This window comes from Acinetobacter sp. RG5 (assembly GCF_031844265.1).
Lineage (GTDB): Bacteria > Pseudomonadota > Gammaproteobacteria > Pseudomonadales > Moraxellaceae > Acinetobacter.
Map to the genome: position 1 here is coordinate 59,963 of NZ_JAUZUV010000013.1, position 12,148 is coordinate 72,110.

Consider the following 12,148-nt stretch of genomic DNA (forward strand, 5'->3'; position numbering starts at 1 on the left):
AATGGATGAAGAGATGGTGAGACCGGACGTCAAAAAGTTGTTGGCTCAAGCACAACAAACCAAATGGAGCAGAGAGCAGGACATTTATCTCATTGAACATAATCATTTGCCTTTAGCTGAACTGATGCAGCAACTCTGTTTCAATGAAGAAGAGATTAATGCACGGCGTAAGGTATTAGGGCTGACCACACGTTTAAAACAAATGCGCAAGCTTTCTCATTAACTGACTTTAAAAACACAACAACATTATCCGTATTTTATGAGGAACCGCATGCATGAACCTCGGTTCAATATTACAAAGATTTGAAAATTCTCCTCTGGAGCTACAAGAAAAAATTCAGCACACTTTAATGGAACTGGTGGCGATTTCCGAACAGGTGCCTTATCCCGCTTCTGGAGCAACCTTAAAACGCTGGCAGATACTTAGTCAGGTTTCGGCAAGAAATTTGAGCCTGGGCAAACTCTATGAATCGCATTTAGATGCTTTAGCTATTCTGCATGAACTGAATGTTCCGGTAGAACAAAAAGGTTTATGGGCAGTTTGGGCGGCAGAAGGTGGACCCAAACCTTTAACATTGCAAGCAGGAAAGTTAAGCGGAATTAAGCCTTGGTGTTCTGCTTCGGGTTGGGTGCAACACGGCTTGCTCACTTACCGTGATGAGCAACAACAATCCCAGTTACTGATTCTAGATTTGTCGCAAGAAGGCATTCAGCATTATCAGGATGCCTGGCAGGCAGTGGGCATGCAGCATACCTTGACTGCCCGGCTGGAACTGGATCAGGTTGAGGTGGAAAAAGTCGCAGCTCCAAATGCCTATCTGGATCGGCCCGGATTCTGGCATGGTGCCGCAGGTGTGGCCGCATGCTGGTATGGCGCAACCGTGCGTTTGGCTGAATATTTAAAACAGGCAGTATTGTTAAAACCGCATGCCTATAAGGCCATGTATCTCGGTGAAATTAGTCGGGAGCTTTTAGCGACACAGTCCTTATTTTATCAAGTCGTTACATTGATTGATCAGCAACCGCAGCACTCTCATGAATTAAAGATTCGCAGCCTGCGTGCTCAGGTGGAAGCAACGGCCTTAAGCGTGCTTACCCATGTGGGTAAGGCTCTTGGTGCTGCGCCGTATTGTGAGCATCCGCATTTCGCTCGGCTTGCAGCAGATCTTCCGGTATTTATTCGTCAAAGTCATGCTGCATTTGACTTGGAGCGGATTGGCGAGCTGACTGTACAGGAGGAACAATTATGGACGTTATAAGACATGAGATTGTAGGGGATCGTGTCATCCATGGTGAAGGCACAAGACTTGAAGAATGGTGTTCCTGTCAGATTCTGCAACAGATGCCGGAATTCGATATTCCTCAGGTTATTCCACCGGATGCCAGAGTCTGCATCATTGCCCCACATCCTGATGATGAAATTTTGGGCTGTGGAGGTCTGATTCAGCGTCTGGACAAATTGGGATATCAGATCGTACTTTTTGCCGTTACCAACGGGACGGCCAGTCATCCAGGTTCTAGCCTGTATAGTCCAGAAGAGTTGAACCAGATTCGTCCTGCTGAAACGCGAGCAGCTTTAGAAGCGTTACCTTTAAAACAGAATATTTTGCGGATCGCTTTAGACATTCAGGATGGCAAGGTGGCAGAACAGCGGGAGGTATTGCAACAGCATCTGCAATCTTACCTGCAGCCGAATGATGTGTTAATTAGCACATTTGTTCATGATGGACATCCAGATCATGAAATTACAGGGCAGGTTACACAGCAGCTGGCGACTGAGCTTCATTTGCCCTGTATTCAGGTCCTGATTTGGGCATGGCATTGGGCAACCCCTGGAGATACCAGAATTCCTTGGACCGTCGCTCATCAACTCAAATTAACTGAGGAAGAATTACAATATAAGTCTCTAGCTGTGCGGTGTTTTAAGAGCCAGCTCGAGTTTGACCCTACTATTGAACAATCACCGATTCTGCCAGAGCAGGCATTACAGCGTATTTTACAGCCCTGGGAGGTGTATCTGTATGAACAGTAAAGCAGCCTATGATCAGGAATATTTTGATGCCTTATATGCACTGAATCAGGGAGATCCCTGGCAATATGAACAGCGTTGGTATGAACAGCGCAAACGGCAGATTTGTCTGGCGGTCTTGCCACGCTTGCAGTTTGACTCCGGGATTGAAATTGGTTGCAGTAACGGCATCTTCAGTCAGGAGCTGGCGCAGCGGACAGATGCCTTAATGTGTCTGGATGCCAATGATACTGCGATCCAGTTGGCACAGCAGCGTTTACAAGTGTATCCGCATGTGCAGGTGCTACAGTGTATCGTGCCAGATGAGTTGCCCGAACAGAAATTTCAGCTCATTGTCGTCAGCGAGATTTTATATTATCTGAACCCGATTGCTCTGCAACAGGTGCTGACATGGTTGCATACTGCACTCGAACCGGGTGGATGTATCTTGAGTTGTCATTGGCGCGCGTCGATCTCGGGATTTAGCTTAAATGGTGAAGATGTCCATCAGTATCTCAAAGCGCATTTAAACTATGCACATCGTTTAAGTTTGCAGGACTCCGATTTTTGGGTAGATCTCTGGTTGAATTCAGCGCAATCTGTGGCAGAGCAGGAGGGCTTAAGATGAAAAAAATCGGTGTGGTGATTCCGGCCTGTAATGAAGAAGCCTATATTGAACGCTGCCTGTTGGCTTTAAAATCAGCACAAACTTATTTTTTTCAATACTTTAAAACAATAGAAAATCTTCCTGAAATTCATATTCTCGTGGTCTTGGATCATTGTACCGATAGCACCGCACTTAAAGTTCAGCAAATGAACATTCCAGCTATCAGTTGCGACTTCCAGAATGTCGGTAAGGCACGCCATTTGGGGATTCAGCAAATGATCGAGCAAGGTTGTGACTGGATTTGCTGTACCGATGCCGATTCATTCGTACAGTGTGACTGGTTTCAGGTGATGTTAGAGCATCAACCGACTGATGCAATTTGTGGTGTGGTCGAGCTGGATCAATGGGATCATTTAAGCCGGAAAACCCGTCAGGCTTATCTCCGACATTATCAGGACAGTATGGGACATCGGCATGTTCATGGCGCAAACCTGTGTTTTAAAGCTTCGGCTTATATACAGGTCAATGGGTTTCAGCAACTGGACTGTCATGAAGATGTCGATTTCATCCGTCGTTTAGAAAAAGCTGACGCGCAGATTGTCTGGTCGAATCAGCTGAGAGTCACTACCAGCAGTCGTCTTAGCTCAAAAATTGCTGCAGGTTTTGCACATTTTCTACAAAAACTTGAGCTTAAGCAGGCCGCGAAAAAACCGATCAGCCTATGCAAATAAAAGCATAAAACTATAAATTTTATACAATCAGATACTTGTAAAAAATCTTAAAATTAGTGTCTAAAAACTATTCCATTTAAATTTATTCTGTTTATAATTCACGCAAATTCGGCCCCGCAAACTTATACATTCTAGCTATAAGTCTGTGGGGTTTTTCTATGGATGATCGGTAATGGATGCCTGAGCCTTCTTTTTTGGTAATACAATGTTCAATCAAACACTGCTTTCTCGAATTCAGTCTCCATCACCATATCTATGGCAGAAAATAGCGACTGCGTTGTGCTTCTTTAGCTTGGGCTTTAGTACTGCGGCTTGGGCACCCTTAATTCCATATGCACAGCAGCGCCTGTTATTAAATCATGCTGATTTTGGCCTGTTATTGCTGTGTGCCGGAATCGGTTCAATGCTGGCGATGCCGCTGGCCGGCCGACTGGCCAATGCCTTAGGTTGCCGTACTGTTTTAGCCGTAATTCTCAGTGCATTTTTATTTATTTTGCCTGCTCTGGCTTATAGTCCGAATCATTTAATGATGGCAATCAGCCTGTTTTTCTTTGGTGCCAGTGCCGGGGCTTTGGGCGTGACTGTCAATATTCAGGCTGCACAGATTGAGAAAAAACTCGGTAAAAGTTTAATGTCAGGTTTTCATGGAGTGTGTAGTTTAGGTGGTCTATCAGGCGTACTGGGCATGACCATGTTAATGGGACTTGGCTTGGCGCCTTTAACCGGTGCGGTGATTGTCAGTGTAATTTTGCTGCTTATTGCCTTATTCGCTGTTCCTTTAAGTTTGGGTGCTGAGCCAAAAACAGCGGTAGAAGACACATCATCAGAACAGCCAGTGAAAAAAGCAGCACCGACCTGGGCGATTTTAGGCATTGGTCTGATCTGTTTTGTGGCTTTTCTGTCAGAAGGTGCAGCTATGGACTGGAGTGGTATTTATCTTGCTACTGAGTTCAGCCTGCCTGCGGCGCAAACCGGTTTGGCTTATAGTTTCTTTGCGGGTTTGATGGTGTTGGGACGCTTTAGTGGACACCTGATTATTCAGCAGTTTGGTGAAAAAAATACGATTCTGTTAAGCGCACTCTTGGCTGCAACCGGTTTATTAACCGTAGTCTTTGCACCAGTCTGGCAAGTAGTGTTGGTGGGTTATGCGATTTTAGGTTTAGGTAGTGCCAACATTGTACCGTTAATGTTTTCCCGTGCAGGACGTCAAAAAACTTTGGCTTCACATGTGGCATTGTCTTATGTATCGGTATTTGCTTATACAGGTTCATTAATTGGACCGGCATTGGTCGGCTTCGGCAGTGAAATCATCGGATTGAGCTTAGTATTTAGCGTCATTGCGATTGGTCTATTGAGTATTGTGATTTTGAATCATCTCACTGCAGACCCAAACGAAGTACAACACAGCGAAGAGATTGTGGCTCCTCTTCAAAACGAAACACCAGCTTAATGCTGGTGTTTTTTTACTTAAAAATTTAGGCATGCACACTGAACTGGTTTGAAGCTCCTGCAGCCACCGGACGATAGATCCGCAGGCTTTGTGAGTTTTTCAGGTCAGTGATAAACTGATCACGCCAGCGAATAATATCGAAATTTTTCAAGCCTTGGCTTAAATAACGATAACGCTCTAAACGTTCTGATTTAGACATACGGAGCGCTTTCTTCAAGGCTTTGGCCATACTGTCATGTTCATAAGGATCGACCAGTAAGGCTTCTTTCATTTGTTCAGCAGCACCGGCATATTTAGATAGAATTAAGACACCCGGATCTAAAGGGTCTTGTGCAGCAATATATTCCTTGGCGACCAGATTCATGCCATCCCGAATCGAATTTACCCAGCAAATATCTGCCTTACGATACAGTTGCATCAAGGCTTCATGACCCAAAGTGTCATAGCTGCAATCGAAAGGTAACCAATCCGCTGTGCCATGCTGGCTATTGAGTTCATGCACGGCAGATTTAAATTGCGTATACAGGTTCTTATAGGTTTTTACATCCAGTCGGCATGGGCAGGCAATTTGTAATTGCTGGAATTGATTTTTAAACTCCGGTTGATCTTCCAGCAAGCTCTGCAAAGATCCGATTTTCTCCAATAAGCCTTTACTATAATCAATCCGGTCAACTGAAATGATGGTTTTATAAGGCTGCACTGTCTCCAGATCAAAGGGAAGCTTTTCCAGATGACTATCTGAGGCCTGATTCTGCAGTTGCACAGGATGCACACCAATCGGATAGCATTTCACATGAATCTTTCGAGATTGATAATTCAGGATTTCATTGTGGCGATGCTGCACTTTTAAGGTCTGTTCAAGGAAATTTAAACAGTTTTCCTGATCGCGAGAAGTCTGCAAACCAAGTACATCATAGTTGGCCAAATGATGTGCCAGATCACGATGGGCCGGTAAAGTTTGCCAGAGCCTTAGTTCAGGAAAGGGAATATGCAGGAAAAAGCCAATACGGTTACGCATGCCCAGTTTACGGCAATAATGCGCCACGCTTAAAAAATGATAATCATGGATCCAGATGATGTCATGTGGAGATGCCACCTGTTTCAGGTGCTTGGCAAAGCGTAAATTGACATCCTGATAGATCTTAAAATCCTGCGGCTGATAATCTACAAGTTGATGCTGGTCGTGCATCAGCGGCCACAATGCATTGTTGGCAAAACCACAATAAAAACCTTGATATTGGGATTCAGTCAATGGACTCGTGTGATATTCAACATTTTGATGCTTCAGGATTTGAAACTTCTGCTCTTTCGTCTGGTCAACTCGGGATCCATTCCAGCCAACCCAGATACCGCCTATATCCTGCAAAGCATCCTGCAATGCCACCGCTAATCCACCTGCCTGTGTATTGTCTGACTTAGGTAGATTTACACGATTTGATAACACTATGAGTTTTGACATGTAATTTCTCCAATAATAATTGTTGTTGTACTTTCAGTATTTCTAAAAATTCCGCTAGAAAAGCCTGTACTTGAGTCACATTTTCGAGGCGATGTTGTGCCACGGTGTTGCCTGTACCGACTTTGATAGAGCAGCCTTTGAATGTGTTGATGACTTGAAAACCGGCTTCGTCGGTCAGGTCATCTCCGATAAAAATGGGGTAATGATCACTTAAGTGATATTGTTGAATGATTTGTTGGATGGCTGAACCTTTATTTGCACCTTTGGGCACCAGTTCAAATACAAACTTTCCAGCCTTAAGTTCAAAATCCTGAAAATGAGCGAGACAATTTAAGGCAAATGCATGTACTTGATGCTCTAAATGGGGATGTTCACGAAAATGCAGGGCGACTGAATAGTCTTTAATTTCTATTCGAGTCTGAGGAATATTATTACTATGATCTGTAATATAATTTTTTAATAATTCAAACGGTTCAGGATTTAACTCAATTAACTTGCTTAAATGCGATTGATAGCTTAATTCCAGACCGTGAGAACCGGCAATATTCCAGTCAAATGGATAAATAAGATTTTTGGCTTGTGCAATTGAGCGGCCGGTCACTAATACTAGCTGAATATATTGTTGTAACTCTTTTAAGGTATTTAAGGTTTCGCTCTTAATTATACTTTTTGCTGGATCTGGGTGGAATTCAGAAAGGGTTCCATCAATATCAAGAAATAAAACAATTTTGTGAGAATAAATAATAGGTTTGAGCTGATTTAAAATCACTTGAGGTAATATATAAGAAGATGTAGCAAGTGAATGTTCTAGATCTTGATCTTCTTTGAGAGTCGACATAAATACTACCTAAGCCTCTGAAATTAAATTGATTTAAAAGTTAAAACTACCTGAATGGTCATTGATCTGATTAAATTTATAACATATTTCATTTAACAGACTGGCTTTAAGTGCAGAAAGGAAACACTTTTAACAAGTACAGTTACTTTGTAAAATTTAGAAATATTTTGGTAGAAATCCAGTATTGTTAATAAATTTTAAAAATAAATTATGAAGATTTTATATTTTAAGGTTTTCCTGGATTAAGTGTTTTTCAGGATTTTAGATAATAAGATTTATTATTTAAGCGTTATTTTTTTAATATGTATTTTTGTAATTAATTTTTTAGAATATAGTATTTATTATTAATTTATTTTTTTATTTTTAAATATATGAGGGAGATGTAATTTTGAGATCTTTTTAAATAGAATAATCTAAATAAATTTATAAATTAGGCATATATAATAATATCTAAATTAAGTTTATGAAAATTAATAATTTTTAAAATTGGCTAAGCTGTCTTAAAAGAAAAAATACTAAAATTGTCTAGAGGGGAAATTTCGTATCAATCAAATTTTCTTGGGACCAATTGCAGAGCTATACAATTTAAACAGCCTCTTAATTTAGCATCTCAGATTATTTTTTTAATTCTTATTGGTAAATTTTATCAGAGGATAAAAAATTGAAGAAAGATGAACGCCAGTTCTATGACTAAACTCTGAAAATAACTTGAATATTCTTTTTTTTGAATCGAAGCGTAGGGGTTAGATGAAGCTGAGCTAAACAGAGAGGAGAGATTTAAAGCTATGATTGTAATAAAAGAGCAGATACAGAAGACCAGAAACAGATCATCAGTGATCTCATATAGATCAAAAAACTAAGTGATGTTTCAATTAAAAGAAATTTTTCTACTCAAATGGATGAGTCAGTTTAAAAGCAGTAAATAATGAGAGAAGAGGAAAGAAGTAATTTTTTGAAAAAATAATGAAAGAGCAATCAAAGTGGAGAGAAGCTAAGGGTCGTATCATATAATTTAAGAAACCAAATTCAGATACAACCCCTCTATTTAGATGAGAGAAAAATACTCAGATTTCTCGCCACACTTCATTTTCGTCTTTTAAAGGAATGGTAAAGTTAAAGTCATCATCATTACTGACCAGAAGACTGGTGGGAGTCTGCATGACCACTTTCAAAACAGTGCCTGCTTCAAAAATAATAGGGTCGCAGTTTTCTTTTTGTAGGGTTACCGGTTTAAGTAATTCAATTACTGAACTTTCCATAGTTTTTTCCAAAATAAGATTACTTTTCGATAATTAAATCATAGCATGATTTTTGAAAATTTAACTGTTTCTTCAAAAACTGAGAACTTGATCAATGACTTATTCAAATAGGGAGTAGTGCTCTATTTAGATAAAAGATACTTAGAAGACGTGCAGTATGCCTGATTTTCATCCTATACTCGCAGTGCTCAGAAGCATGAGGTTCTTTTACATAAAACCGACAGATAACAGGCATAAAAAAAATTATCAAAATAACGAAAGGTCAAAAACATGATAATTTTTTTGTTTTTGATATCGCTCGGCTGAATGATAAAAATCGAGAATATAAGGAAAATCATAACGCAGAGCTGAATGATAAAAATAATTTTCTAGAGACTCGATATCTTTCTATCCTTTTTTACACTAAATTGAAAATTAATGCTTTATAACAGTAAAAATCTAAAATAAGAATAAACTATGCGTCATTTGGATGACCAAGAGACATAAGGAGAACTGGGTCGGCATGTTTAAGTCATTTTTCCCGCAACCCGTCTGGTTTTTTAGCAGCCTGATTTTGTGGTTTATCATTAATCTTGTACTTTGGCATAGTGGTGGATCAGGATGGGGAACCTATCTGGGTTTTCCTGAAGGTTATTTTGATGAAAAGCTTACAATCGGTATCGGGCGTTTCTGGTCAGCTCAATTCATCTGGTTCTATCTCTGGTATTTCATTGCAACTACGATATTTGCGCTGTTCTGGCAATGGAAAGCCGGACACCGATGGCAGCGCTGGTCGGTCTGGGGCTCGGCATTTATTCTGTTTAATATCTGGTTCGGGGTACAGGTCAATGTCGTATTAAATGAATGGTATAGCCCGTTTTATGATCAGATTCAACAAATGCTCACTAAGGGTGGTGGGGATGTTTCATTGCTGTATCAAGGCGCATTAACCTTTATTTATATTGCGATGGTTTATGTCACTTTAGCGGTATTTAACCTGTTTTTTGTCAGTCATTATGTCTTCCGCTGGCGTACCGCGATGAATGATTATTACACCGCACATTGGGAGCAGTTACGTCATATTGAAGGTGCATCACAACGTATCCAGGAAGATACCATGCGCTTTGCCAAAACCACGGAGCAGTTAAGTGTTTCCTTGATTGAAGCGCTGATGTTGCTGATGGCATTCCTGCCGATCTTATATCAGCTCTCTAGTCATGTGAAAGTTTTACCGATTGTAGGGGAAATACCGCATGCTTTAATGTGGGCCTCGATCGGCTGGGCGGTATTGGGTACGGTCATTTTAATGGTCGTGGGAATGAAATTGCCCGGACTGGAGTTTAATAACCAGAAAGTTGAGGCAGCCTATCGTAAAGAGCTGGTCTATGGCGAAGACTATGCTGATCGCGCACATCCGCTGACATTACAAGAACTGTTTAGCCGGGTACGCTGGAATTATTTCCGGTTGTATTTTCACTATGCTTATTTCAACATGGTTCGGATCTGGTACTTGCAGTTGGACAATATTTACGGATTATTTATTCTGTTTCCAAGTATTGCAGCAGGGGCAATTACCCTCGGTTTAATGATGCAAATCCTGAATGTGTTTGGCAAAGTGCGAGAATCTTTCCAGTACCTGATTTTGTCTTGGCCGACGATTATTGAACTGATGTCGATCTATAAACGGTTGAAAGCATTTGAATCACATATTGATTAATTTTTTCTCATATTATTATCCTGCTTTATTAGCCAAACAGTTTTAGGTTTGGCTTTTTTATGGCGACTTAGTCTACAAAATCCAATGGAAAATATCGATCTGACCGTTGGTCAGATGACTTAGGTAAATCGTGTCAGAACCTCCCAATATTGGGGTGTTCAGATATTTTTTTCTTGTCTAGAATCCTAAGGGCCAGCCAAGATGGCGTTTAATTTCCGGTGGTTTGACGTATAAAAATAACAAGTGTACGTTGAGGAAATTATTTTTATGCTGATCTTGTTCAGACAATGTTATAGCGGATAAAAGGTAAATTTATTACCCATTATAATAAAGGTCTGGAGCGTTCCCTGAATAAGCCGCCGGAGAAGGACTCACCGCCTTCTTCGGTTTTTTATGTATTTTTTCTATCTTTTTCTTGAGTCCTGAATGGAATTGTTTATTATTTGATCTGAATTAAAAGTGATACTCGTGTCAATTTTTATCACATGAAGCTTGGCACAATCAGCAAAGTTAAGCTGATATGTGCCTTTTTACCATTTAAATATTATAGTTATCAATATCTTGTGTTTGTTGTTTTGTGCTATTTAGGCTATGTTATACGGGATTTTGGGGTTGAGATGTTTGCTGTGAAGCTAAAAGTAATAATTCTAATAATAGGGGCAGCAGCTTTAGCTGGATGTAATAGCGTGAATCGGTTGAAATCAGAGGTGTTACATCCTTTTGCCAGTCCGGAAGAACTGATTGCCAAACGGGCTTTGAATCAACGTGATGGTAGCGCGAAAGATTATGTTTATCTTTGGGGACAAGCACAGAAAAATAATACGACTCAGGCCATGTATCCGCGTTCGATACTGACGCAATATTGTCATGAACAGGGCGGTAAATTTTCACTGCTGTATAAAAGTAATTTTAGTGCCGTGGCAGATGTTGCCCAACGCAAACGCCTGAGTGCCAATCGGGGTGTTGTACAGGGTAGCGGTGCCTATCAGTGTCGTATGGATGACCTGACTGAAAGCTGGATTGTCTCGATTGAGCCAACTTCTGAACGACAAGTTGATAAATCTAGCCAGACGCGTAGTGTTCGACTACTCACCCAGGTCATGAGTCCTTCTCAAGCAAAAAACTTTTATCGTCCAACTAAAGCCAGGGTTGCTGTGGAGAAAACCACACCTGCATCGATAAAAACCACGACTCCTCCTAAGACTCCTGCCGCAAAGACGACAAATGAGCTGAAGGAATCAGCACGTAAAGAATTAGAGCGAAAGGAATTAGAAAGAAAAGAGCTTGAGAAAAAAGAAGCAGAGAAAAAGCAGCTAGCAGCGGCATCAGCTCGAGCTGCGGTAGCAGAAACACCGCAACAACATCAGATGAAAATCTATGTGGCAGCGCGACGTGATATTAATAGCGGTAAGAATCTGAATAATGCCTGTAACAACGCCCAGCGTGCCTATAACTATGGCAAATTGCAGGGCACAGAGGGAACACGTGTCTATACTGAATCAGGGATGCTGGTAGCGCGCTGTTTAACCAGTGTGCCGAGTTATAGCAGCCGTTTCCCGAATGCTAAAGCACAATCCAAGCGGATTTTGCAGAATTTGGCCAATAATTATAATCATGCCGGAGCCAAGAATCTTTTGAGGCAGTTAAAATAAGCGCGGGATCAAAAGACTTAATCCAAAATCCGTATGATCCTTTTGACGATCGAGAAGATAGGCGCAAAAATCTGCTCGATCCGACGGGAGAGAGTAGAAGAAAGTCCGCTTGGTTTAGCGGAGAGATCACGTGACCCGAGAATCTCCTTCCGTGATGTCGGATGGATGAATAAAAATACGATCAAGACGAAAAAAAGGACAAGTCCCCACAGTATGATGCTGTGAAATATGTTGGTATTCATAATTATAAGTTTTTATTTTTATTGTTTTAGTCTAAATCATAGCGCTAAGTTTGACTGATCAATATCCTGACCTGATGAATAGCAATATGGACATCAGAATGATCATCCAAGTGTTGCAAATCTGATTTAGGTTTTACAGAGCTCTATCAGTTTATTGCCCTGTTCCATGCTACAAATAACTGGTTTTATATCACTGGCCGGACATT

General features: G+C 40.8%; 11 protein-coding genes. 8 read left to right on the plus strand and 3 right to left on the minus strand.

From position 1 onward, the window contains the following. Window positions 1-13 precede the first annotated feature (13 nt). The 6 genes from Q9R21_RS11330 to Q9R21_RS11355 all read left to right on the plus strand — a co-directional run bounded on the left by Q9R21_RS11330 (window position 14) and on the right by Q9R21_RS11355 (window position 4,796). On the plus strand, window positions 14-223 hold the full coding sequence (locus Q9R21_RS11330; RefSeq protein ID WP_311204515.1) for a hypothetical protein: 210 nt from the start codon (window positions 14-16) through the stop codon (window positions 221-223). A gap of 52 nt (window positions 224-275) precedes the next feature. After that, window positions 276-1,259 carry an acyl-CoA dehydrogenase gene (locus tag Q9R21_RS11335; protein WP_311204507.1) on the plus strand — a complete coding sequence of 328 codons (984 nt, stop codon included), beginning with the start codon at window positions 276-278 and terminating at the stop codon, window positions 1,257-1,259. Then, the gene (locus tag Q9R21_RS11340) at window positions 1,247-2,032 is read left to right on the plus strand and encodes a PIG-L family deacetylase (RefSeq protein ID WP_311204508.1); all 786 of its coding nucleotides are present in this window, start codon (window positions 1,247-1,249) and stop codon (window positions 2,030-2,032) included. Before Q9R21_RS11335 ends, Q9R21_RS11340 begins: the two co-directional genes overlap by 13 nt. Further along, the gene (locus Q9R21_RS11345; protein WP_311204509.1) at window positions 2,022-2,636 is read left to right on the plus strand and encodes a class I SAM-dependent methyltransferase; all 615 of its coding nucleotides are present in this window, start codon (window positions 2,022-2,024) and stop codon (window positions 2,634-2,636) included. The genes Q9R21_RS11340 and Q9R21_RS11345 overlap by 11 nt, the downstream gene beginning before the upstream one ends. Continuing rightward, window positions 2,633-3,346 carry a glycosyltransferase gene (locus Q9R21_RS11350; RefSeq protein ID WP_311204510.1) on the plus strand — a complete coding sequence of 238 codons (714 nt, stop codon included), beginning with the start codon at window positions 2,633-2,635 and terminating at the stop codon, window positions 3,344-3,346. The genes Q9R21_RS11345 and Q9R21_RS11350 overlap by 4 nt, the downstream gene beginning before the upstream one ends. A gap of 205 nt (window positions 3,347-3,551) precedes the next feature. Further along, on the plus strand, window positions 3,552-4,796 hold the full coding sequence (locus tag Q9R21_RS11355; protein ID WP_311204511.1) for an MFS transporter: 1,245 nt from the start codon (window positions 3,552-3,554) through the stop codon (window positions 4,794-4,796). Window positions 4,797-4,821: 25 nt separating this feature from the next. Here the strand turns inward: Q9R21_RS11355 and Q9R21_RS11360 are convergent, their stop codons facing one another. From Q9R21_RS11360 to Q9R21_RS11370, 3 genes are all read right to left on the minus strand, one after another. Continuing rightward, window positions 4,822-6,255, minus strand: coding sequence for a trehalose-6-phosphate synthase (locus Q9R21_RS11360; RefSeq protein ID WP_086044046.1), 1,434 nt, complete (start codon window positions 6,253-6,255; stop codon window positions 4,822-4,824). Further along, window positions 6,212-7,093: a trehalose-phosphatase gene (otsB, locus tag Q9R21_RS11365; RefSeq protein WP_153566747.1), complete on the minus strand. Its 882-nt coding sequence runs from the start codon at window positions 7,091-7,093 to the stop codon at window positions 6,212-6,214. Before otsB ends, Q9R21_RS11360 begins: the two co-directional genes overlap by 44 nt. A gap of 1,064 nt (window positions 7,094-8,157) precedes the next feature. Further along, window positions 8,158-8,352, minus strand: coding sequence for a hypothetical protein (locus Q9R21_RS11370; protein ID WP_004730396.1), 195 nt, complete (start codon window positions 8,350-8,352; stop codon window positions 8,158-8,160). Between the two features lie 502 nt (window positions 8,353-8,854). Between Q9R21_RS11370 and sbmA the strand changes: the two genes are divergently transcribed. Then, window positions 8,855-10,048 (plus strand): peptide antibiotic transporter SbmA, encoded by a 1,194-nt coding sequence (sbmA, locus tag Q9R21_RS11375; protein ID WP_005262445.1) that lies wholly within the window; start codon window positions 8,855-8,857, stop codon window positions 10,046-10,048. Between the two features lie 617 nt (window positions 10,049-10,665). Continuing rightward, the gene (locus tag Q9R21_RS11380) at window positions 10,666-11,700 is read left to right on the plus strand and encodes a hypothetical protein (RefSeq protein WP_311204512.1); all 1,035 of its coding nucleotides are present in this window, start codon (window positions 10,666-10,668) and stop codon (window positions 11,698-11,700) included. Window positions 11,701-12,148: the final 448 nt, after the last annotated feature.